At 68.2% G+C, this 22,707-nt stretch carries 21 protein-coding genes and 2 pseudogenes; 12 read left to right on the top strand and 11 right to left on the bottom strand.

Going from position 1 to position 22,707, the window contains the following annotated elements; all coding sequences use genetic code 11:
* Nucleotides 1-215 precede the first annotated feature (215 nt).
* The 4 genes and pseudogenes from ACWDUZ_RS18855 to ACWDUZ_RS18840 all read right to left on the bottom strand — a co-directional run.
* Nucleotides 216-438 (bottom strand): annotated as a pseudogene (locus ACWDUZ_RS18855) (Tn3 family transposase); the annotation flags it as partial.
* A 582-nt stretch (nt 439-1,020) separates the two neighbouring features.
* Nucleotides 1,021-1,731: pseudogene (locus ACWDUZ_RS18850) on the bottom strand (Tn3 family transposase); the annotation flags it as partial.
* Between the two features lie 110 nt (nt 1,732-1,841).
* Nucleotides 1,842-2,174 carry a nuclear transport factor 2 family protein gene (locus ACWDUZ_RS18845; RefSeq protein ID WP_451632913.1) on the bottom strand — a complete coding sequence of 111 codons (333 nt, stop codon included), beginning with the start codon at nt 2,172-2,174 and terminating at the stop codon, nt 1,842-1,844.
* Between the two features lie 72 nt (nt 2,175-2,246).
* Nucleotides 2,247-3,146: an SDR family oxidoreductase gene (locus ACWDUZ_RS18840; protein ID WP_451632912.1), complete on the bottom strand. Its 900-nt coding sequence runs from the start codon at nt 3,144-3,146 to the stop codon at nt 2,247-2,249.
* Between the two features lie 475 nt (nt 3,147-3,621).
* On the opposite strand from ACWDUZ_RS18840, the gene ACWDUZ_RS18835 reads away from it, so the two are divergent.
* From ACWDUZ_RS18835 to ACWDUZ_RS18815, 5 genes are all read left to right on the top strand, one after another.
* Complete coding sequence (locus tag ACWDUZ_RS18835; protein WP_451632911.1) at nt 3,622-4,254, top strand: hypothetical protein; 633 nt, start codon at nt 3,622-3,624, stop codon at nt 4,252-4,254.
* Nucleotides 4,255-4,464: 210 nt separating this feature from the next.
* The gene (locus tag ACWDUZ_RS18830; RefSeq protein ID WP_306191676.1) at nt 4,465-4,635 is read left to right on the top strand and encodes a hydrophobic protein; all 171 of its coding nucleotides are present in this window, start codon (nt 4,465-4,467) and stop codon (nt 4,633-4,635) included.
* Nucleotides 4,636-4,977: 342 nt separating this feature from the next.
* Complete coding sequence (locus tag ACWDUZ_RS18825) at nt 4,978-5,289, top strand: YaaC family protein (protein WP_451632910.1); 312 nt, start codon at nt 4,978-4,980, stop codon at nt 5,287-5,289.
* Between the two features lie 371 nt (nt 5,290-5,660).
* Nucleotides 5,661-6,194, top strand: a complete 534-nt coding sequence (locus tag ACWDUZ_RS18820) for a carboxymuconolactone decarboxylase family protein (RefSeq protein WP_451632909.1) — start codon at nt 5,661-5,663, stop codon at nt 6,192-6,194.
* 137 nt (nt 6,195-6,331) lie between these two features.
* Nucleotides 6,332-6,982, top strand: coding sequence for a nitroreductase family protein (locus ACWDUZ_RS18815; RefSeq protein ID WP_451632908.1), 651 nt, complete (start codon nt 6,332-6,334; stop codon nt 6,980-6,982).
* Between the two features lie 514 nt (nt 6,983-7,496).
* Here ACWDUZ_RS18815 and ACWDUZ_RS18810 read toward each other — a convergent pair.
* A complete protein-coding gene (locus ACWDUZ_RS18810; RefSeq protein WP_451632907.1) occupies nt 7,497-7,850 on the bottom strand; it encodes a hypothetical protein in 354 nt (117 codons plus the stop codon).
* A gap of 774 nt (nt 7,851-8,624) precedes the next feature.
* Here ACWDUZ_RS18810 and ACWDUZ_RS18805 point away from each other — a divergent pair.
* Nucleotides 8,625-9,851, top strand: coding sequence for a serine/threonine-protein kinase (locus ACWDUZ_RS18805; protein ID WP_451632906.1), 1,227 nt, complete (start codon nt 8,625-8,627; stop codon nt 9,849-9,851).
* A gap of 79 nt (nt 9,852-9,930) precedes the next feature.
* Nucleotides 9,931-10,068 carry a hypothetical protein gene (locus ACWDUZ_RS18800; protein WP_451632905.1) on the top strand — a complete coding sequence of 46 codons (138 nt, stop codon included), beginning with the start codon at nt 9,931-9,933 and terminating at the stop codon, nt 10,066-10,068.
* A gap of 309 nt (nt 10,069-10,377) precedes the next feature.
* Here the strand turns inward: ACWDUZ_RS18800 and ACWDUZ_RS18795 are convergent, their stop codons facing one another.
* The 6 genes from ACWDUZ_RS18795 to ACWDUZ_RS18770 all read right to left on the bottom strand — a co-directional run bounded on the left by ACWDUZ_RS18795 (nt 10,378) and on the right by ACWDUZ_RS18770 (nt 16,281).
* Nucleotides 10,378-10,677 (bottom strand): transposase, encoded by a 300-nt coding sequence (locus tag ACWDUZ_RS18795; protein ID WP_451632904.1) that lies wholly within the window; start codon nt 10,675-10,677, stop codon nt 10,378-10,380.
* A gap of 126 nt (nt 10,678-10,803) precedes the next feature.
* The gene (locus ACWDUZ_RS18790; protein WP_451632903.1) at nt 10,804-11,646 is read right to left on the bottom strand and encodes a Gfo/Idh/MocA family protein; all 843 of its coding nucleotides are present in this window, start codon (nt 11,644-11,646) and stop codon (nt 10,804-10,806) included.
* 81 nt (nt 11,647-11,727) lie between these two features.
* Complete coding sequence (locus tag ACWDUZ_RS18785) at nt 11,728-12,927, bottom strand: ROK family protein (protein ID WP_451632945.1); 1,200 nt, start codon at nt 12,925-12,927, stop codon at nt 11,728-11,730.
* Nucleotides 12,928-12,945: 18 nt separating this feature from the next.
* Nucleotides 12,946-13,830: a carbohydrate ABC transporter permease gene (locus ACWDUZ_RS18780; protein WP_451632902.1), complete on the bottom strand. Its 885-nt coding sequence runs from the start codon at nt 13,828-13,830 to the stop codon at nt 12,946-12,948.
* Complete coding sequence (locus tag ACWDUZ_RS18775) at nt 13,827-14,846, bottom strand: carbohydrate ABC transporter permease (RefSeq protein ID WP_451632901.1); 1,020 nt, start codon at nt 14,844-14,846, stop codon at nt 13,827-13,829. The genes ACWDUZ_RS18780 and ACWDUZ_RS18775 overlap by 4 nt, the downstream gene beginning before the upstream one ends.
* 31 nt (nt 14,847-14,877) lie before the next feature.
* A complete protein-coding gene (locus ACWDUZ_RS18770; RefSeq protein ID WP_451632900.1) occupies nt 14,878-16,281 on the bottom strand; it encodes an ABC transporter substrate-binding protein in 1,404 nt (467 codons plus the stop codon).
* Nucleotides 16,282-16,408: 127 nt separating this feature from the next.
* Between ACWDUZ_RS18770 and ACWDUZ_RS18765 the strand changes: the two genes are divergently transcribed.
* From ACWDUZ_RS18765 to ACWDUZ_RS18745, 5 genes are all read left to right on the top strand, one after another.
* Nucleotides 16,409-17,455 carry a zinc-dependent alcohol dehydrogenase gene (locus ACWDUZ_RS18765; RefSeq protein ID WP_451632899.1) on the top strand — a complete coding sequence of 349 codons (1,047 nt, stop codon included), beginning with the start codon at nt 16,409-16,411 and terminating at the stop codon, nt 17,453-17,455.
* Nucleotides 17,456-17,466: 11 nt separating this feature from the next.
* A complete protein-coding gene (locus ACWDUZ_RS18760) occupies nt 17,467-18,267 on the top strand; it encodes a sugar phosphate isomerase/epimerase family protein (RefSeq protein WP_451632898.1) in 801 nt (266 codons plus the stop codon).
* The gene (locus ACWDUZ_RS18755; RefSeq protein WP_451632897.1) at nt 18,264-19,619 is read left to right on the top strand and encodes an MGH1-like glycoside hydrolase domain-containing protein; all 1,356 of its coding nucleotides are present in this window, start codon (nt 18,264-18,266) and stop codon (nt 19,617-19,619) included. The genes ACWDUZ_RS18760 and ACWDUZ_RS18755 overlap by 4 nt, the downstream gene beginning before the upstream one ends.
* Nucleotides 19,616-21,544, top strand: coding sequence for an amylo-alpha-1,6-glucosidase (locus ACWDUZ_RS18750; RefSeq protein WP_451632896.1), 1,929 nt, complete (start codon nt 19,616-19,618; stop codon nt 21,542-21,544). Before ACWDUZ_RS18755 ends, ACWDUZ_RS18750 begins: the two co-directional genes overlap by 4 nt.
* Nucleotides 21,545-21,695: 151 nt before the next feature.
* The gene (locus tag ACWDUZ_RS18745; RefSeq protein WP_451632895.1) at nt 21,696-22,700 is read left to right on the top strand and encodes an aldo/keto reductase family protein; all 1,005 of its coding nucleotides are present in this window, start codon (nt 21,696-21,698) and stop codon (nt 22,698-22,700) included.
* The last annotated feature ends 7 nt before the right edge of the window (nt 22,701-22,707 follow it).

Below are 22,707 nucleotides of genomic sequence, written 5' to 3'. Positions count from 1 at the left end.
GGCTCGGGGTCCAAGTGCACGACCCCGTCGGCGAGGACCAAGTGCGCGGCCCCTGGCAAATCAACGACTCGACTCACGTTGCATTTAACGCAACAACGTTGGGTTGGTTACGCGGGCCTGGCCAGAGCGTCAGCGGCATCGACGAACTGAAGCTAGCCTCTTCGCCACCTGCCATAACCGGCCTTGACGGTGCGAACCGTATGTTGCATTGGATGCAATACGGCAGCCTGGATCATGTTGAGCCGGGTGGCGCCGCCCCGGCGCCCGAAGTACTTGGGGTTCGGGCGGGCGTACACGCTGGGGACGGGGACGACGAACCGCATGCCGTCCCACGGACGGCGACCAGACCGCCACCCCAGACTTGCGCGAGCGGGATGGACGCCTGGTAGTCGATAGCGTGGCGTTCGCAGCCCGGTAGGTGGCCAGCCGCAGGTACGTCTAGGACTTGTCCGGGCGATCATGAAACGGTGGCTCAAGCGGGAACCGACTGATCGTTTCTTTGGTCAGCGTGAGTGAAGTAGCTCGGTCGCCGTGTTGGGAGTCGGCCGGTCAGCTTGCTTGGTAGTCGGCGCCGCAGTCGTTCAGTGGAGGCGATGGGATGCACGTTTTGCGGGGGCAGGACGGGGCGATCACCTCTGCGCCGGGTTGTGGCTGGTATTTGCTGGCTCCCGCTCTTTCTGCCGTCGGCGTGTATGGCGGCACAGTGTGGACTGTTCGATCGTGGGCGGACTGCCCGCTCGGGAACAACTTCAGCAACAACATAGGGCTGCAGATGATGACGCCCGTCGTGTGGCTTTGCGTGGCCCTGTTGCTGCTTCTGACCCAACTCGCACTGCGAAGGTGGCCTCTTCCCGGCGGGCAGGCCACCAGGTGGCTCGCCCTGCTCGGAGTGGCCATCATGCTGACCCTCCTGTACCGGTTTGGGATAGGCTGGCCTTATCACCCACCCGAGGGTCAATGCGTGGAGGGCTATCCGCTCTTCCCGTTCACGGGCAAGACGGGCCCGCACACCGCCAACTAGTCGACGTGGGAGAGGCGACCGTGCTTCAGCGCGTCCGCGGCGCCGACGACCGGGGTGTAGCCGACGTTGCAGCTGTGCGCGACCAGAGCGCGGCGATCATCACGTGCAGGTCTTTCAACCGGGCCTCGCCGCGGTGACCGAGGTGAACGCCTGGTCGGCGCCGGTCCACGAGAACACCTCCAGCAGCGCCTCCGGCAGGTTCGACCCGGGGCAGCATCGCCTCCACCGCCTCCCGCAGTTGACACAGGGAGGCGGATTCGGGCTCCGGCTCCAGGACGGCGAAGTGCAGCCGCCCGTCGTCATCGAACACGATCTGGGAGTTCGCCGGCACCCGCCCGGCCACCTCGCGGGTAGGTGCCGTCCAGCAACGCGGCCCGCGCAGCCAGGTGCTTCCCGGCCTTGGCAGGCAGGTTGAGAGAGGCGAGCACGGTGGGCTTGGTCTGCTCCCCCGCCTCGCCCGCGAGGAGCTTTGCCCGCGGGTCGCCCCACTTGGAGGAGTTCTTCGCAAACACCTCCCGCCGACGCAGCAGCCGGTGCAGCTGCTCCAGCACGCAGAACGCGTACGCCTTCCAGTCCACCGTGCCCGGCTCCAGGTGCGGCGCGGACAGCACCAGCCGCCGCCACGGCCCGGCCAGCAGGCCGGTGTCGATCTCGGCCGGGCCGAGCTTCTTACGTACCATCAGGTCCGGCAGCGACTTCAACGCGGTCAGGAAGCGCGCCGAGGGCAAACGCCACACGCAGGCCGTGAACGCCCTCGCCCGTCGCAGAGTCAACGTCCTCGGTTGCCGGGGGTCATGTCAGTCTTCCGTCGCGGCCGGTGTCAGGGGGCGATCCGCAGGCTCGCGATCAGCCCGTCGCGCAGGCGAAAGGTCATGGGGCCGGTGCCATTGTGGCCGTTGCCGGTCACGGTCAGGGTCGCGACGTAGGTGTCAGGGGACAGGCCGGGCTCGATCGCCTCCAGCTCGAAGTGTGCCTGGACGCCGATGTTGTCGGTGCGGTCCCAGGCGCGCACACCGTCGCGGCCGTGGTAGACGCGGCCCCAGTCGTCGAGGTCGGCGTCGTGGGTGAACGCGGCGGCGAAGGCGTCGGCGTCGCCGCGGTTGGTCGCCTCGATGAACGTCTGGATGGCTGCCGGGGTTTCGATGGTGGTCATGGTGATGGCCTCGGTGGTGTAGGGGGCACGGGCGGGAGGGCTGGCGTTGATCCCCCGTCCCGGGCCCGGGGTTCAGCGCTGGACGGTGAGCAGGTCGGCGAGGTCGATGCGGGTGAGGAATTCACGGCGGATGCGGTCGGCGACCTCGGAGACCTCCTCGGATCCGTCGTCGGCGGGGTCGATGTGCACGCGGTAGGGGCGCTGCCCGGCGGGCAGGGCGACGATGCGGGCGATCTCCTGGGAGACCAGCGACGCGGACGTGTCCTGGGGGGCGAGGGCGGCGAGCTTGGCCGCCACCTGGTCCATCAGGCCGGCGTACCTGGTCTCGTACTCGGCCTCGACGGCGGTGTCGTCGGGACGGCCGGAGTGCGCGAAGTGGTTGGTGCCGCTGGTGAACGAGCCGGGAACGACGATCGAGGTCTCCACGCCCCAGCGGGCGAGTTCGCCGGCGTAGGACACCGCCAGGGAGTCCATGCCGGCCTTGGCAGCGAAGTAGGGGGCGAGGTAGGGCGGGGTGCCGCCTTTGACGCTGGTGCTGGACACCCAGACCACCAGTCCTTGTCCACGCCTGCGCATGCCCGGCAGCGCGGCGCGGTTGACGCGCTGGGTGGACAGCACGTTCACGTTGTACAGCTCGGCGAGCTGGTCGGGGGTGAACGCCTCGGCCGGTCCGGTCACCATGTGCCCGGCGTTGTGGATCAGCACGTCGATGTGGCCGTGCTCTGCCTCGATCCGTGCGATGGCGGTGTCGACCGAGTCCTGGGAATTCACGTCGAGCTCGATGGAACGCAGGTCGACCTTGTGCTCGCGGGCGTAGTCGGCGGCGGCCTGGACCTGGGGCGCGTTACGGCCGGTGGTCCGGCGCATGCCGGCGTAGACCGTGTGGCCGGCGTCGGCCAGCGCGCGGGCGGTCAGGGCCCCGAAACCGCTGGAGGCGCCGGTGATGACGACGACGTTGCCGGTGGTGGACATGGACGTGGTTCCTTTCAGTTGGTCAGCAAGACGGGATGGGTGCGGGAGCGGCGGGGGTCAGGCGAGGCCGCGGCACGGTTGGTGATGGGCGTACTCATGGCTGCTCTCCCCACGACCCAGTAAATGAACGACGCGTACACATAAGCAGGTAATGAACGCTACGTCCATATCTTGGGCGAGATTTTTCCCAACGCGCGACACGACCCCTGGGGGGCGCCGGGCGACCCTGCACCCCTCCCGCCTTGGCAATAGGTGCCAGCATGCGCGCTCCCGGCCACCCTCGTCCTACACCTGGAACACGGCCGCACCGCCTTTTGGTTGATCATGTGGCTTTCTACCGGTATCGGCCGACCGGTCACTGGCGACGGTGGCTCAAGGTCTCGGTTCGCGGGGGACGCCTTCTGCACGAAGAAGGGCCGCGTAAGATCACGGCTTGAGGGGTGGTGGCATGGCCATGAGGAACTTCCGGTGGTGCGTGGCGACCGCGGCGGCACTGCTGCTGGCCGGCTGTGGAGGTGGCGCGGAGAGCTTCAGCTGGAACGGCAAAGCGGTGGCGCTCACGAAGGAACAAGTACGAGAGACGTTGCCGGATGGCGAGGCCATGCCGGGCTGGAAGGAGACCGCTCGGCCCACGACCGTTCCGATGGACAAGCTCTACCGTTCGCAGGCCTGTCCCATCAAGGGCAACGCGGGCTGCGAAAGCTCCCGCTTCTTTGGCGCCTCGACCTTCCAGCGTGACGACAACGCCGCCACCGTCACCTTTCTGATCATCGCCTATGACAGGGAGCAGGCCGCGCAGGAGGCGTACGACGTGCTCTGGGACGGCTATTACGGCAAGCGGGTGGGACAGCGGGCCAAGACGTTCAGCCTCGGCTCGATCGGCGACGACCGCGACGCTCGGTTCGGTTCCGTCGGCTACGACGGCGAGCCCGGCACCGTGACCCAGACCCGGGTCGGCACGACGCTGCTGTGGACGCTGGCGTATTCCACGGACAAGGACAAGGACGGCGTCAACGAGGACAATGTCCGGGACCTGGCCACGGCGCTCGCCAAGCGGGCCCGACAGGCTCAGAACGGGGACGCGCCTTCCGCCGCGCTCAACGGCTGACCGGGCGGAACGATCAGTACGTCACGCTGCAACACGATCGCGATTCGTATGGTCGGTGGTCATCATGCGCACGGAGTCGACCGACAGCAGCCTCCTCAACGCCGTTGCGGTAACCGGCTCGTGCCCCGGTCGACCCCTCGTAAACAAAGGGACATGCGAGGAATAAACACTAGGATGGAGGGCACACGGCGGGCCAGGAGGTTGATATCCATGGTTCCCCTTTTGCTGGTACTGCTTCTCGCGCTCATCCTTTTCGGCGCCGGTTTCGCCCTCAAGATTCTCTGGTGGGTGGCCCTCGTCGTGCTGGTGATCTGGTTGCTCGGATTTTTGGTGCGGTCCACGAACGCCGGCGGCGGCCGCGGCCGCTGGTACCGATGGTGACCTGACACCACACCCACCCTGTGGGCCCGGCCGTGCACACGGCTGGGCCCACAGGCACATCCAGGAGCCTGCGAGGAAACACACCGGACGAACGCGTCCCCAACGGCATCCGGGGTAGGCGCGCCGCAGTCGGGGGTGGGAAGGACCACGCGCGCCAGGAACCCGCGCAACCTCCGGTCACGTCCCGCCCCCGGCCCCACCCAGTGACCCCAGCCGCTACCGGCGCATGCCCAAGACGTCGAGGTCGTTGTGTCGTTGCGGGCTGAGTGCGGCGGGCGTCGGCCGGCGTTGTTGACGAATTGGTCCAGGCCCACCGAATCGCCGTCGACGTCCTCAACGTGCTTGCGCGGCACCACGAGGTGCCCCTCGCGGCTGTGGAACTGCCGGGCGGCGGCGATCCCACGCGGCTACGCCGGAGGCCGGTACTTCCTGCCCGCCCTCCCCCTCATGAAGCGGGAACTGCACCCGCTGATGGCCTGGTGGGCCGTCCTGTACACCCTGTCCGTGCTCGCCCGCTACGAGCCCTCGACCTGGGTCAAGCTCATCAGCATCGACGCTAGCCAGCACGCCGTCCCGATCGAACGGCTCCTGGAACGCGCCATCAACCACCTGCCCGTGCTGATCGCGGACACCATCACCGAGGTGAGCACCTGACGCCGCTCGCTGTGTCGGCGGGCGGCGTGCCGGCGCCCCCGAGGCGGGGAGTCCAGGCGACTGTGCGCAGAGCGGGGTGGGTGATGGCGGATCTGCCGTCACCCACCCCCTGCTCGTCGTGTACGCGTGAGGGTGGCGTCATCCGCAGTCGTTGCGGTTGTTCTTCAGGGAGCGGGTCTGGTCGTTGCGGTTGTAGCCGCGCAGGTCGTGGATCAGCCCCCGCTGCGGGTCACGCACACCCACCGGCCGCTGCCACAGATTGGGCTCAGCGACCCAGCGGAGTTGGATTGGGCTTGACAGCCCACTCTGCGTCGTGTTCACTGCATTGGGCCAAGCAGCCCAAACTGATGCCGACCCGGAGGACCACCACCATGTCTCGTCTCAGCACGCCCGAGCTCACCGACATCGACGCCAAGACGCAGGGCACGCTCGACGCCATCGCCAAGCAGTTCGGCTTCGCTCCGGGCATGTTCACCACGCTCGCCGCCAACCCGACCGTCCTCGAGATCGTGATGGGCCTGCAGGGCAGCATCGCGAAGCTCCTCGACGCGAAGACCCGCCACACGATCGCGCTGGCCACGTCCCACTCCAACGACTGCGACTACTGCTCGGCGCTGCACGGATACATCTCCGCGAACCTCGCAGGCATGTCCACCGAGGAGATCGAGCTGGCCCGCACCGGCGGCTCCACGGATCCCAGGCGTGCCGCCGTCGCCCGCTTCTCCCAGCAGGTGATCGAGACCCGCGGTCAGGTGGGCGACGAGGACATCGCCGCGGTCCGCGAGGCCGGTTACACGGACCCCGAGATCCAGGCGATCGTCACCGTCGTGGTCGTCACGCTGCTCACGAACTACCTCAACAACGTCAACGACACCGTCGTCGACATCCCCGGTGCGGGCGCATAACCAGCGACGTCGAAACCGCGTCGACCGGCACGGAGGCCGCCCCCATGAGAGCGACGTCCACCACGCACTGACGTGACTCCCCCGCCCGGAAACCACCTCCCGACCCGATCTCTGCGACAACGAAACGAAAACCAGGCATGGATCTCAACAATCTGATCACCAAGCACCTCACCCGCTACTTCGACCCGAACAAGAAGATCCCGGAGGAGACCTTCCAGCTCCTGCTGCGCTACCTGCGCACCTCGCCGACGACGATCAACATCCAGCCGAACCACTTCCATGTGCTGGAGACGCAGGCCGGCAAGGACAAGCTCGCGGACGCTCTCGTCGGCCGCTTCGAGGACAACCAGGAGAAGGTGCGCAACGCGTCGCACGCGATCGTGTTCACGACCCGCAAGACGATTCCCGACGAGCACTTGCAGGAGATCTTCGCGAAGGAGCGCGCGGACGGTCGCTTCGCGGACCCGCAGACCCAGGCGGGATGGGAGGCTGGAGCGTCCGGCTTCGTGAAGATCCAGTCGGAGAACTACGGCGGCGACGTGCTCCACTGGCTGGAGAAGAACACCTACCTCGTGGTCGGCGCGACCATGATGGCCGCAGCTTCCCTCGGAGTCGACGCCACCCCGATGGAAGGGTTCGACCGCGCGGCGATCGACGAAGCGTTCGGCCTCACCGACACCGACTTCACCACGACGCTGATCATGGCGCTCGGGTACCCGGACGAGGCGCGCGTCTCTCGCCAGCCGGTCTCGCGCTTCGACGCCGAGAAGATCTTCACCCACCTGTGAAGAACTGAGCGGGTGCGCGATCGGCGCGCCTGCTCGGTTCTGCCCGACTCGACTGTCCTGCGCCCGCACCTCTCCTCGAGGGACACGGGGCAGTCGACCTCTGCCGACCTCGAGGAGACCACGATGCACGCGGACAGGACAGTTCAGAACCGCGCGGCCGCGCGCGCCGCAGAGCTCCCGGGTTCAGGCACACGCACCAGTTCACCGGCGACTGGGAGGTGTGGAAAGTCCACGCCGAGGCTCACCGCAACGGCGGCGACCCATGCCAGTCCGGCTGACCTGCCGCAGCGGCTCCACTGTTGCCGTCCCAATGACGGGCCTGCTGCCCCACGTCCAGTCCAGGCAGCAATTGCGCTGCCTGGCGGTGCGTGTGTTCTGCGGCGCGTTGAGCTTCGGTGACGACGTCGCCTCGCTCGCGTATCAGGTCCTCATAGATCGGCGGGTGGCTCTCCGTTGAGCTGTGTGTCATGGTCGGCCTACTTTCATGGCGATCGATAAAGAGGCCGGTCCGCTGTCAGGCTCGATTGAGCCGAGCAGCGATCCCGTGGCCGATCAGCAAATAGATGGCGGCCGGGAGGCCGTAGTTGAGGACAACGCGTAGCCACTCGGTGTCCATCGTGAAAATGTCCTGTGACCACCAGGACAGCCAGCCCGCTGCGCTCTGCATGAATTCGACGAACACGTTCCCGCGGTTCGCGTCGAGCAGGCGCAGCAGGATCCACAGGCCCAGCAGGCCGGCCGCAATGTCGGCGATCGTGCAGATGGTGACGGCCGTACGCCGTGTGGTGGCCTGGCGGTGCAGAGGGCGGTCCGGGGCCGGCGGCTCATTGTATGCCTGGTACCCGGGGACCGGGTCGATGTTTCTCACAGGGATTTCCGATCTGACGTAGTGGCGGGTCTGTGCGCTCGCGCCAGGGCACCCAGTTTCAGTCGGCCGATACCCCGGTTCTCCTAGTTCTGCGTTCCGCATGCACTGCAGCGTTACACCGACATCTGGGATGCCCTACATATGGCTGCCTAGGTGGGCACTTACCTGCATGTGCGTATGCCTGGGCAGTTTTCCGGACCGAATGGAGGAGTGGGATTAGGGTGCCGCCGCAGCCCCGGTCGCCGGCGTTCGCCTAATTCGTGACCAGGTTCTGAAGAAGTCAAGGGCATTCCTCCATGCAGTTGTCGATCTCGCAACCATTCCCGTTTCCCCGTGACACTCCTGACCCGTGGCGCGCTGTTGGAAGTGACCCCGGGCGGGGTCATGGCGCCCATCCTCCGGGGGGAGGGTTCGCGGGCGCCGATGTGCTGGGGCAGGTCCGGTTCCCCCCGTGCCGGGTCTGCCCCGCTCATCCAGCTCGGGGGCTGTGTGGGGCTGGGCCCCAGGGGTGTGACGGCCCGGCACTCCGATGCGCTGTAGGAGTGGGCCCAGGGACCCAGGGGCCTCATGGCATCCGCTCGCCCCCAATTCCGAGCGGGTAGTCGCGCAATGGGGGCAGGCAGGTGAGTCCCGCGTCGTCTGCCTGCCCCATGCGCACCCCGGCCCCCGGTCCGAGAGGGAGTGTGCGTCGGCCTGGCAACCGGAACCCGAACGCCCGCCAACCGAGCCACGGGGCCTGGGGGAACCACGAGCAACGAGATGATCGGGGTGGCTGTGCAGAGTCTGCTGGCGGACCGCTATGAGTTGCAGGAGGTGCTGGGACGCGGCGCGATGGGCGAGGTGTGGCGAGCCTGCGACCAACTCCTCGGGCGGTCCGTGGCCGTCAAACTGCTGCATGCCGCAGAGGCGGAAGACGCCGAGCGATTCCGTCTGGAAGCGCAGATCGCGGCCCGGGTCAACCACCCCAATGTGGTCGGCATGTACGACTTGGGCGCGCAGCATGACCAGCTCCACCTGGTCATGGAACTCGTCGACGGCTGGAACCTGGCTCAGGAACGCTCCCTGCGCGGCGCACTGCGCCCGGCCGAGGCGGCAGCCATCACGGCACAGGCGGCCGCCGGCCTCCATGCGGCACACCAGCAAGGGGTGGTGCACCGGGACGTCAAACCCGCCAATGTGATGCTGACCATTGACCGGACGGTGAAGATCACCGATTTCGGTATCGCACGCTTCGCCGAGGAGGCCGCCAGCGGCCTGACTGCCACGGGCAAGATCATCGGCACTGCCGACTACCTCGCTCCGGAACGCGCGCTGGGCCGTCCCGCGCAGCCCGCGTCCGACGTCTACTCCCTCGGCTGCGTCCTGTACGAACTGCTCACCGGGCGGCCTCCGTTCAGCGGAGCCACGTCGCTGGCCGTGGTCCAGCAGCACGTCAGTGCCCCACCGGTACCGCCCGACCGCCTGCGCCCCGATATCCCGCAGCCGCTCTCCGGCTACGTGCTGCGCATGCTCGCGAAGGACCCGGCCCACCGGCCCACCGCCGACCAGGCAGCCGCCTGGCTGGCCGCGCAGAGCGGAACGTCGCGGCCGGCCGAGCCGGACGGCACCGCCCTCATGCCCGCCCCGGCCATACCATCGCCTTCGGCGCTGCACGCCGGTGAATCCCGCGCCGGCACGCACTCTCGCCCCAGTGGCCGCCGCAAACTGGTCTCCAAGACAGTTCTCGCCGGCGTTGGCCTCGCGCTGTTCGCCGGGGCCACGGCCCTCGGCGCCTCGCTGAATTCAGGCGCCGACGCGCCTACGTCTCCGGTCTCTCCCCCACCCACCCGCACAGCACCAACACCCACCGGTCGGACCCCGGCCGTAACGCCATCGCCTGTCCCTCCGACCGCCAGGACGTCATCCAGGCCGGAGCACGGTGACGACAAGGGCGGCGAGCGGTCAGGCAAGCACGACGACGGGAAAGGAGAAAAAGGACGGCACCGGCACTCCGACGACTGAGCCGCTGAGGAGATGCCCCGCACAGCCGTGAGCGCAGACAGAGGAACCCATGTTCGCCTGTGAGAACTGCGGTGATGTCTTGAGGGTAATAGGGTTCCTGCCCATCAACCTCAGCGGCATCCTCCCGACGTACAACAACATCAGCATCAACAACAACGTCAAGAGCCCCGGCGCTACCAACACCACCACACAGGACTTCGACCTGAACACACCCTGAGCACCTACCCGCGGCCCGAAGAGCCCGGGCGTCAATGACGACCGTCACCAGACGTACCGGATACCCCACTGCATGCCGCGCAGCTGCCTCCGGCCCAAGGCGAGCGGCTACCAAGAGGGCGGTCCCGGCGGAGATCACCGGGACCGCCCTTGGCCATATCGCTCCGTCATCCGTCGCCGCGACGGCAACGGCCCCGACGCCTCCAACGACGCGCCCGGGCAGCAACCTTGGTGGGCGAGCGCTGTGACGTATGCGGGCACCCGCCGCATGCTGGTGCGCGCGGGCGATGGTGGAGTCCACCGAGACGTCCTAGGTGATCAGCCCTTCAGCATCGGCCCGGGCCTGCAACTGCCCGAAGATGCGGTGCCAAGTGCCGTCCCGCTGCCAACACCAGAACAGGCCGTAGACCGTCTCCCGACGACCGTACCGCTCGGGCACGTCCCGCCAGGGAGCACCGGCGCGAGTGCACCGGCGGATGCCGTCCATCAACTGCCGCTTGGTGTGCACCGGAGGCCGTCCAGGCTTCTTCCCGACCGGGAGCAGCGGCTCCAGCTTCGCCCACTGCGTGTTCGTCAGATCGTGCCTCCCCCATGAAGTGGATCTTGACACTTCTGAAACGCACCCTAGGTCGATCCGCCTCCGGAGAAAGCCGACCTCGTCAGCGGGAATGACTGCGGTGGGGTCCAGGGCGACGGCGATGCCCCAGGCGTGGACGGAACCCTTCGCCACGTCACCTCACTGCTGCGTGGCCCCCTCAATGAGGGATTGCAAGTACAGACCGCGCTGAGCGTCGAGTGCGGTTGGTGTGTGCGTGCGTACGGCCGTGGCGAATTCCTGGCGGAGGATGGGCCAGGCCTCCTCGTGGTCGATTTCGGCGGTGTCGTAGGTCACGGTGGGGCCCGGACCGAAGAGTTCGATGCGGGTCACGGCATTGGGTAGGTTGACGGCACCGGACAGGGAGGCCTGGCTGACGGCGCCGTTGGCGTGTTCGCAGGTGAGCTCGATCCAACGGCGGGGATCTCCCGTGCTGCGGATGGTCGTGATGGGGCCGATCGCGGTGTCCAGGAGGTCGAGGAGGTGGGGTCCCAGGTCGAGGAGCGCGCCGTGCTCCAGACGCCAGCCGGTGGCGAAGTCTCCGCCGAGGAAGGCGCCGTGGAGATAGCAGGAGCGGGCACCGGCGATGTCGAGGGTGCGCGCTGTGTCGAGGAAGGCGCGGGTGGTGGGGTGGTAGCGCTTGGTGAGGACGAGCTGCGAGATCACGCCGGTTTCAGCGATGGCGTCCGCCACGCGCTGGGCCGTGGGCAGGTCTGGGCCGAGAGGCTTCTCCAACAGCAGTGCTTTGCCTCGCTTGGCCGCCAGGGGTGCCAGCTCGCCCTGGACGGCGGGTGGGACGGCGAAGGCCACGGCTTCGCAGTGGTCGAGGAGCTCGTCGAAGTCGGCGGCGGCGTGGGCCGCGTAGGGGGCGGCGATTTGCTGGGCGGCTTCTGTCCGGCGGGCCCAGACTGCGGCCAGCCGTGTCTCGGGTCCTGCGGCAAGGATGCGGGCGTGCATGGCGCGGGCCCAGGGGCCGGCGCCCACGAGGCCAACCTCGACCGGTCGGTGTCTCCAGGGGGCGGGGTGTCTGGTCACGGTGTTCCTGTGGTGTGTGGCGCCCCGGCGTCAGGGTGCCAGGCGGTTGAGGCGGGCGTCGGCGCGGTCGGGTGAGTAGAGCGACTCCACGACCATGGAGGCGGCTCCGACAACACCCGCATGGTCACCGAGCCGTGAGGTGACGACCTGGAGATTCGCGGTCGCACGCGGAATGGCTCGCTGGTAGAGCAGTTCACGCACTCCGGTCATGAACGGAACTCCGGAAAGGTCTCCTGCGAGCATCAGGACGCCCGGGTTGAGCAGGGTGACGACGGTCACGAGGACTTCGCCGACGCGGCGCCCGGCCTCCCTGGCCAGGCGGATTGCGTCGGGGTGGCCTTCGGCAAGCAGGCGTTTGACGTCGGACCCGGAGGCGCTGTCCAGGCCGAGAGCGGTCAGTTCCCGTGCGAGGGCCCGGCCGCTGGCGACGGCGGCCAGGCAGCCGTGGAAGCCGCACATGCACAGCGCGTCGGGCTGGTCGTGCAGGCGGATGTGGCCGATGTCGCCGGCGCCGCCGTCGATGCCGCGGTAGATGCTGCCGTCGACGACGACGCCTGCGCCGATGCCGGTGGAGACCTTGACGAGGACGAAGGCTGAGCAGTCGCGGTGGTTGGCCTGCTGCTCGGCCAGTGCCATGAGGTTGGCGTCGTTGTCGACGAACACAGGGACGGGCCCCTCCCCCATGCTCGATCCAACCTGCTGAGCGTAGGCCTCTTGCAGGCGTTCCCGTACGGGGTAGCGGTCCCAGCCGGGCATGATGGGTGGTTCGATGACCTGTCCTGTCTCCCAGTCGACGGGGCCGGGCACGGACAGTCCGATGCCGCAGACATCGGTGGTGTCCACGCCGGCGGCGGCGATCAGCTCGGGAAACCAGCAGGCCAACTGGTTAAGCACGTCGTCTGGACCGTCGCTGATGTTCAGCGGGGCGGTGTTTTCGGCGAGGATGGTGCCGGCCAGATCGAGTACGGCCGCACGGGCGTGCCTGGTCTCGACGTCGACAGCGATCACCGAGGCGTGCGTGGGATCGAAGACGATCCTGTCGGACGGACGGCCGCCGGTGGATGCGCCGGCGGTGTGGCGAAGCCAGCCGGCGCGGTTCAGCAGGTCCAGCCGCTGTCCGACGGTGGAGCGTGACAACCCGGTGACGCGTTGCAGGTCGGCGCGGGTGTTGGCGCGACCGGTGCGGATCAGTTGCAACAGTCCGCCCGCGCTGACCTGACTCGGTGTCATCATGACGTCCCCCATGGCTCAGCTCTTGTCGGCACCGCTGGTCAGGCCCTCTGTCAGCATGCGCTCGGCGGCGAAGAACAGAAGTATCACGGGAATTGTGAGTACGACCGATCCGGCCATGAGGACGGTCTTGGGCACCTCGACGCCGTTGGAGAGCTGGGCCAGGCCCAGGGACACGGTCCACTTTCCGGGGTCGGCCGCCAGGAAGAGCAGCGCGAAGAGGAACTCGTTCCAGGCGATCATGAAGACGTACAGGCCGGTCGCCATGAGGGAGGGCAGGGCAAGGGGCAGGATCACCTTGCGGACGGTCTGCAATCGGGTGGCTCCGTCGATCGCTGCCGCTTCCTCGATGGATCGGGGGATGGTGACGAGGTAGTTCTTCAGCATGTAGATCGCCACCGGCACGGTCTGGGCGACGTAGACGATGGCGAGGCCGACCAGGCTGGAGGACAGCCCCATCTTGGCGAAGATGACGAACAACGGAACGGCCAGCAGGGTCGACGGGAACAGGTAGACGGCCAGGAAGAGCGCACTGACCTGGCGGTGGCCGAAGAACTTCAGCCGGCTGACGGCGTAGGCGCCGGGCACGGCGGCCAGCAGGGTGAGGGCGACCGTGCCGAGCGAGACCAGCGCGGAGTTGAGCAGGAACTTCAGGAAGCCCTGGCCGCCGTCGTCGGTGGGCTTGAGCACGTCGCGGTAGGTGGCCAGGGTGAAGTCCTTGGCCGAGACCCACAGCGATCCCGGGTCGAGCAGCAGCGCGTCGATGGGTTTCACCGACAGCAGCAGCATGTAGTAGAAGGGCAGTACGGTGATCAGGGCGAGGAACGCGATGACGAACCAGCGCAGGAGGCCGAAGAGTCTGTCCTCGAACTGGGCCCTGGTCAGGGCAGCCTTGCGGATCACGATTCCTCCTGGACCTTGTTGCCGAAGAACTTGAAGTACAGGCCCAGCAGGATCATCAGGGACGCTGCCAGGACGAGGGCCTGGGCCGCCGCGGCTCCCACGTCGTAGCGGGCGGTGAGGAAGTCGTAGACCCGGACGGCGGCGGTGTCGGTTCCCGCGCCTCCCCCGGTCAGCAGGTAGACGTCGTCGAACTTGTTGAAGGTCAGGATGAACCGCAGGACGCACAGCAGGGCGATGACGGGCATCAGCTGGGGCAGCAGGATGTGCCGGAAGCGCTGGGTGATGGTGGCGCCATCGACCATGGCGGCCTCCTCCAGGCCGTGTGGGACCGCCTGCAACCGGGCGAGGATGAACAGGAACGCGAAGGGGAAGTAGCGCCAGCACTCGAAGGCGATGACGGTCAGCAGGGCCAGGGGTATGTCGAAGTGGGCACCGAGCAGGTGGACTTCGTACTGACGGGTGGAGAGGAAGGCGATGGGGTTGTCCCATCCGAACAGGCGGCGGCCCCAGTTGTTGACCACGCCGTACTGGGGGCTCAGGGCGACTTCCCAGACGAAGGTCACGGCGACGACGGGGGCGACGTAAGGCAGCAGCATTGCCGCGCGCAGCAGTCCGCGTCCGCGGAAGGGCTTGCGCAGGGCGAGGGCGGCGACGAGTCCGAGGGCGACGGATCCGAAGGTACCGCCCGCGGTGTACATCAAAGTGGTGGCCAGGCTGGACCAGAATCCGGCGGAGTCGAAGACCTGGGTGAAGTTGGCCAGGGACCAGTTCCCGAAGACGCCCATCCCCTGGATGTCGACCAGCTTGGCGTGCTGGAACGCCAGGAGGACGGTCCACAGGATGGGCAGGATCACCACCACGAGGACCACGACGAAGGTGGGAGTGACGAAGGCGAGGCCGGCGCGGTTGGCTCGGCGGCTGGCGGTCAGCGGGCGCCGCCGGCGCTGGGCGGGCCGGTCTGCCGACCGGGGGTTGGTGTCCTGGCGCTGTGGTGCGCCAACGGGTGCTGTTGTCATGAGGAGACCTTTGTGACGTGCATGCGGGCGGCTACTGCAGGGACTTCTTGAGGGCGGCGACGTCGTCGGCGGCTTCGTGTGCGGCCCGGGAGGGAGAGATCTGCCCGCTGGTCATGGCGCCGATGGCCTTCGGCACGGGGAGTTCGCCGTTGGTGGCGCCGACGAGGGCTCCTTCGCCCTGGGTGATGCCCCAGCGCCGCATGTTGCTCACGCCGTCGGCGAGTTGGTTGAGCAGGCTCGCCGGGTACACCTGGTCGAACGGTTTGCGGGTGTCGACACCGATGTCGCTGTGACGCCAGGCATCGAGGTAGAGGTCGGGCCGGGCGGTCGTGCCGTGACGCACGGGGATCTTGCCTTCGGGTGCCATGCCGAACCAGGGCTCGTAGCCAGGGCCCATCATGTACTCGATGAACTGGCGGGAGGCCGCCGTCTCGGCCGTCTTCGTGGTGACCCATGAGGTGATCTCGCCGAACTGGGCCGACTTGGTGCTGTCAGGGCCCTGCAGTGCGGTGACGATGCCGCTGTTGCGGGAGAGGTACTGCGGGTCCTTCTTGCACTCGGGGCAGCTGGGCAGGGCGTCCTTGCGCAGACCGGCGAGCTCGTCCAGCAGGAACGACGACCAGACGATCATGGAGGACTGGCCGGCGAAGTAGTTCGCCCGAGTGGTGTCCACGGTCTGAATGCCCGGTGCGCCGTAGGCGCGGGCGAGCTGGTCGTAGGTCTTGAACGCCGTCTCGCACTGCGGGGATGCGAGGGCGACGTCGTGGTGGTCGTCCACGAGCTGACAGTCGTTGGCCAGGGCCAGGCTCTCGAAGCTCTGCGAGGTGAAGGCGTCGCCGGGGTCGGTGGCCACCGAGATGCCGTCGTGGCCCTTGGCGGTGAGCGCCTTGGCGGCGGTCAGGGCCCGCGCGTAGGTGTCGGGGGCCGCCAGCTGCTTCCGGTCGAACTGGTCCTTGCGGTAGACCAGCAACTGGAGCCAGGCGTCGGAGGGCACACCCAGAGTGGTCTTCCCGTCGGAGGTCAGGTCGAGCGCGTTGGCGTTGAAGGTGCCGCGCCCGAGCTCGTCGACGATCTTCTTCGGGACGTCCGTGTCGAGCAGACCGTTGGTGTACATCTGCCAGACCTGGCCCATCGGTGCCGCGCCGATGACGTCGGGGAGCTTTCCGGCTGCCGCGGCCGACATGATCAGTTGGGGCATCTGCCCCTCGTCGACTCCGACGAGATGGACCTTGATGCCGGTCTTCTTCTCGAATCCGTCGATCGCCTTCTGTGTCGCCGCGATGCGATCAGGGAGGTTCTCCTGTGACCAGACTGTTATCTCGCGGTCCGGTTTGCCGGGTCCGGTGCTGCTGGAACAGCCCGTGAGCAGCCCGAGTCCCAGGGCTGCTGTGACGCCGACCGCGGTCATCCTCGACCGCCGGGTCATGATGCGCATTGCGTGTCCTTGTTCCGGCTTACGACTACTGGGAACGCATCTCACCATCACTTTTGATTGTTGACAAGACATAAGTTGAGGCTATTGTCGACACAACACACCCGCCTGCCCTCTTCCGGAGTCACCCGTGGAACGCGTCGTTCAATTCACCGGCCCCCGCCAGGTGGAACTCGCCGAGCACGTCCGAGCCGAACTGCCGCCAGGCCACCTGAGAGTGCGCACCCGCTACTCGGGCATCTCGGCGGGCACGGAACTCACCGCCTACCGGGGAACCAACCCCTACCTGACGCGCACCTGGGACCCTGACGCCCGGCTCTTCCGGGACGGCACAGCCGGCATCCAGTACCCCGTGGCGGGCTGGGGCTACTCCGAGGTCGGCGAGGTGGTCGAGGTGTCCCCCGAGGTGGCCGACACCCCGGGGCTGCCACACCCCGGCGACCTGGTGTGGGGCATCTGGGGACACCGCAGCGAGGGCATCGTTCCGGCCGAGCGCATGGTCGGCCACACGCTGCCGGCCGGGCTCGAGCCCCTGGCCGGCGCCTTCGCCCGGGTCGGCGCCATCGCCTACAACGCCGTCCTGGCCGGCGACATCCACCTCGGTGAGGACGTCGCCGTATTCGGCCAGGGGGTCATCGGACTGCTCACCACTCGGCTCGCGCAGCTCAACGGCGCTCGTGTGACGGCCGTCGACGCGCTGGACGGCCGTCTGGAGACCGCCAAGCGGTACGGCGCACATCACACACTCAACGCCCGTACGGACGCGGTGGCCGAACGTATCCGCGAATCCACTGCGGGACTCGGTGCCGACCTCGCCATCGAGATCAGCGGTGCCTACCCGGCCCTGCACGAGGCCCTGCGCTCGGTCGCCGTCGGCGGCCGCGTGGTGGCTTCCGGCTTCTACCAGGGTGACGGCATCGGCTTGCGCCTGGGAGACGAGTTTCACCACAACCGCGTGCAGCTCATCTGCTCCCAGATCGGTGGCGTCCCGCAGCAGCTGTCGGGCCGCTGGAGCGTCGAACGCCTCCAGCAGACGTTCCTGCGGCTGGTCGCGGAAGGGCAGGTCGACGTCACCGCCCTGGTCAGCCATGTCATCCCGGCCGCCGACGCCGCCGACGCCTACGTCCTGCTCGACGAGCGCCCCGCAGAGGCGCTGCAGGTCGTCCTGGAATTCTGAAAGGTCCCCTCATGCTCAAGACCGCCGTCCAGGAGCAACTCCTGCCCGGAGACACCCTGCAGGCCAAGTGGGACTTCGCCCAGCAGGCCGGCTACGACGCGATCGAGCTGCGCGGCAAGGGCGACTTCCACTTCGCCTCCCGCCTCGACGAGTTGAAGCAGGCCGGCAAGGACGGTGTGGTCATGCCGACAGTCTGCGTCGACATGCTGCACTTCTTCGGCGCCTTCGACGCGGACCTGCGCCGCGATGCCATCGCCCAGATGAAGTCGCAGCTCACCGTCATCGCCGAGATCGGCGGCCTGGGCGCGCAGACCCCGGCCTCCTACGGCATGTTCTCGCGCCGCCTTCCGCCCTTCGAACCGCCCCGCACCGAGGAGGAGGACCGCGAGGTTCTGCTCACCGGCCTGGTGGAACTGGGCGAGCACGCACGCACAGAGGGCGTCACTCTCTTCCTGGAGCCGCTCAACCGGTACGAGGACCACATGGTCAACCGGCTGGGGCAGGCTGCCGAGCTCATCCGGCAGACCGGACTCGACTCGATCAAGATCGGTATCGACAGTTACCACATGAACATCGAGGAGAGCGACCCCGCCGCCGCGATCCTCGCTCACGCCGACGTCATCGGCCATGCCCAGGTCTCCGACTCGAACCGCTTCCAGCCCGGGGCCGGACACCTCGACTGGCCTGCCTGGCTCGGCGCACTGCACACGATCGGCTACGACGGATACCTCGCCGCGGAATGCCGGCTCACCGGCGATCCCGTCGAAGCCGTCCGCTCCATTCCCGCCTTCCTGCAGAGGTCCGGCGCGTGAGCTCCCTCCTGGATCGGCCCGCGCCCACCGCGACCACAGCCCTGACACTGCGGCGCGGTGCGGCGCGGGTCCTCATCGACAACTGGAGCGGTACCTCCACCGTCCCCTCCCGCACCCTCTACCCCCATCAATGGAGCTGGGACTCCGCCTTCATCGCCATCGGGCTGCGCCACCTCTCCGTGCGCCGGGCTCAGCAGGAACTCGAGTCCCTGCTGGCCGGACAGTGGGCCGACGGACGCATACCGCACATCGTGTTCAACCCCGCGGTCCCCCACGACGCCTACTTCCCCAGCCCCGACTTCTGGCAGTCCTCCCGCGCCGGCCGAGCGGCGGGCGCGCCCACGGCACCCGAGACCTCGGGCATCGTCCAACCCCCCGTACACGCCCTGGCCGCCTGGCTCGTGCATCAGGCAGACCCTCAGGAATCCTGGCGCCGAGGCTTCCTCGCCCGTGCCCACCCACGGCTCGCCGCCTGGCACGACTACCTCCTCACCCGCCGCCACCTCGGCGGCCAAGGACTGGCGGCCGTCATCCACCCCTGGGAGCCGGGCATGGACAACAGCCCCTGCTGGGACCAGGCCCTGCAACGCATCGTGCCCGACGCGCCCGAGGCCTTCCAGCGCGCCGACCTCAACCACGGCCACCCCTCCGACCGGCCCACCGACCTGGACTACGGCCGCTACGTCCGGCTCGCGACGGACTACCGCGAGGCCGACTACGACGACCGTGCGCTGCGGCACGGCTTCGCCATGGAAGACCCCTGCTTCAACGCCCTGCTCATCGTCAGCGAGCGGGCCCTGGCCGCCATGGCGCACGAGCTGGGCCTGGACGGCGCCGCGCACCTGAGACGCGCCGACGAACTCACCCGGCAACTGGTGGCACGACTGTGGGACGACGACGCCGGCGTCTTCGGCGTTCTCGACCTGAACACCCACCGCCTGGTCGGCGAGCGCAGCGTCAGCGGACTCATCCCCCTCATCGTGCCGGACCTGCCGTACGACATCGTGCGGCGACTGCAGGAGTCCCTCGACGGCCCGCACTTCAAGGCAGCGGCCACCGGACTGGTTCCCAGCTACGACCTGACCGGTCATGCCTTCGACTCCCAGCGCTACTGGCGCGGCCCGGCCTGGTTCAACACGGCCTGGCTGATCCACCGCGGACTGCGCACCCACCGTCTCGAGACGGACGCCGAACACCTCAGGCAAAGCTACATCGCGGAAGCGGCACGGTCCCAGTTCGCCGAATACGTCGACCCCACCACCGGGGCCGGCCGAGGCGCCCGGCACTTCTCCTGGACCGCTGCCCTCGCGCTCGACCTACTGTGCGCCGACCCGAAGGAGCCCATGCCGTGACCGCGGCCGACAACCGCGTCCAGCTGGTGCGCGACGCCACCTTCGTCCGCCTCGACACCGACGCGGGCATCAGCGGCAGCCACGGCACCAACCCCGACGGACTGTTCCTGCGGGACACGCGTCATCTCAGCCGCTGGCAGCTCACCGTCGACGGCACCAGCCCCATTGCCCTGGTGCCCGCCGAAGCGACGACGGACGACGCGGCGACCTGCGTCCTCACCCCCCAGGGCACGCGGGACAACCCCCCCGCCTACGCCGTCTTCCGCCGGCAGATCGTCACCGCCGGAACGCTCACCGACCATCTGCGCCTGGTCAGCAACCTTCCCGACCCGGTGACCGCCCGCGTCGACCTCACCGTCGACGTGGACTTCGCCGACCTGTTCGAACTGCGTGCCGACGACCGCCACTACGCCAAGCCCGGCAGCCGGTACACAGCGCACACCACTCCCGACGGCATGCACTTCGACTACCACCGAGCCGACTGGCACGCCCGAACCGCCCTCACCTGCCATCCCGTCCCGGACACCGTCACCACCGCCCAGGGTGCGGAACGGTCCACCGCGCGGACCCTCAGCTGGCACCTTCGGCTCGAAGGGCACGGCGAGACCGAACTGAACCTGACCGTCCGTGCCCAGCCGCACGGCCTTCCGCTCGACGCGCCTGCCGTGCCGCACCCCCATCGGCCGGCATCGACGCCGACGGACGACCTGAGTCGCTCCTGCGAGCGAGGCCTCGCCGACGTGGACCTGCTGACCATCCCGGTCACCGGAGTCGACGGTGACGCGGTACACGTCCCCGCCGCCGGCATCCCATGGTTCCTCACCCTGTTCGGACGCGACTCCCTGCTCACCTCCTACTTCCTCCTGCCCTACCGACCGGACACGGCCGCCGCCACACTGAGCGCCCTCGCCGCCACCCAGGGACAGCGTTACGACCCCTTCAGCGGCGAACAGCCCGGGCGCATCGTCCACGAGACCCGCCACGGCGAACTCGCCCACTTCCGGCAGGTCCCCTACGGCCGGTACTACGGCGCCGTCGACGCCACACCCCTCTTCCTCATCCTGCTCCACGCCCACTACGAAACAACCGACGACCACTCCCTCGCCCTTCGCCTGGAGCGGCACGCCCGCAAGGCCGTGGACTGGATACTGACCGACGGCGGCTTGGAAACACACGGCTACCTGGTCTACACCCCGGACCCCGGCGGGCTGGTCAACCAGAACTGGAAGGACTCCGAAGGAGCCATCTGCTTCACCGACGGCACACAGGCAAAAGGTCCCATCGCAGTCTCAGAGGCCCAGGGCTATGCCTACGACGCGCTCCGGCGCACAGCGGAACTGGCCCGCAAGGTCTGGCAGGACGAGCCGTACGCGCACCAGCTGCGTGACGCCGCTGCCCGACTGCGCAGCCGCTTCACAGCGGACTTTTGGATGCCAGAAGCCGACTTCCCTGCCCTCGCCCTGGACGGCGACGGACGCCAGGTCGACGCCCTGGCCTCGGACGCCGGCCACCTGCTGTGGTCCGGAATCCTCGACACGGAGGCCGCCCGCCGGGTCGGCCGGCGCCTGCTGGAACCCGACTTCTTCTCCGGCTGGGCGATCCGTACCCTGGCCGCCGGACAGAAGCCGTACCATCCTCTTTCCTACCACCGCGGCAGTGCCTGGCCGCACGACAACGCCATCATCGCCTTGGGCCTGGCCCGCTACGGGCTCGCCCACGAGGTCGACATCGTCACCGACGGCCTCATCGCGGCAGCAGCCCACCACGGTTACCGCCTGCCCGAGGTCATCGCCGGCTACGACCGCTCCGCCGGCACAGGACCTACTCCCTATCCCCATTCCTGTTCACCCCAGGCGTGGGCAGCCGCAGCACCACTGGCCTTGCGCACGGCCCGAGCACAGGTTCAAAACGAGCCACGCACCTGAGCGTCGGCCCTCCTGGCTGTGAGGGCCACGCGCTCACGGGGCACCGGCCGTGGGCCGGGCAGATTCAGCCGTAGCAGGCACGTGCTGTCACTGAGGGATATCGCACCGGACCGTGCCGACGGTGCCGGACAATCACGAAAGGACTGCTTGCATGGAGTACCGTCACCTCGGCCGCAGTGGCCTGGTCATCAGCGAGATCGCCTACGGCAACTGGCTGACCCACGGCTCGCAAGTGGAAGCGGAAGCGGCCACCGCGTGCGTGCGAGCGGCACTGGAGGTGGGCATCACCACCTTCGACACAGCCGACGCCTACGCAGCAACACGCGCCGAATCGGTCCTGGGCGACGCGCTGAAGGGCGAGCGCCGCGAGGGCCTGGAGATCCTCACCAAGGTGTACTGGCCGACCGGACCGGGCCGCAACGATCGGGGCCTGTCCCGCAAGCACCTCATGGAGTCGATCGAGGGATCGCTGCGACGCCTGCAGACCGACTACGTGGACCTATACCAGGCACACCGCTACGACGTGGCCACGCCGCTGGAGGAGACGATGGAGGCATTCGCCGACATCGTCCACTCCGGCAAGGCCCACTACATCGGCGTCTCCGAGTGGCCAGCTGAGCAGATCCGGCGCGCTCACGCCCTGGCACGGGAACTGCGCATCCCTCTGGTGTCCAACCAGCCGCAGTACAACGCGCTGTGGCGGATCATCGAGGGCGAGGTCGTGCCCACGTGCGAGGAGCTGGGCATGGGCCAGGTGGTCTATTCGCCGATCGCGCAGGGTGTGTTGACCGGCAAGTACGAACCCGGTCGCCGGCCTCCGCAGGGCTCGCGAGCCACCGATGACAAGGGCGGAGCCGACATGATCGCGCGGTGGATGCGCAACGAGGTGCTGGAGGCCGTTCAGCACCTCAAGCCGCTGGCCGCCGAGGCCGGACTGTCCCTCGCGCAACTGGCCGTCGCGTGGGTGCTGCAGAACACCAACGTCTCGGCGGCCATCATCGGCGCATCGCGGCCGGCACAGGTCGAGGAAAACGCCAAGGCCTCAGGTGTCGTACTGGAGCGCGCCCTCATGGCCCGCATCGAGGAGATTCTGGAGCCCGTTGCGGTCACCGATCCCAAGCGGGTCCACGACAATGTGCCGGACCGCCGCCCCTGAGCCGACA

The sequence above is a fragment of the Streptomyces sp. NPDC003393 genome (assembly GCF_053589015.1).
Note: the sequence above shows the minus strand (reverse complement) of the source record. Positions and strands in the feature narration are given on the sequence as shown.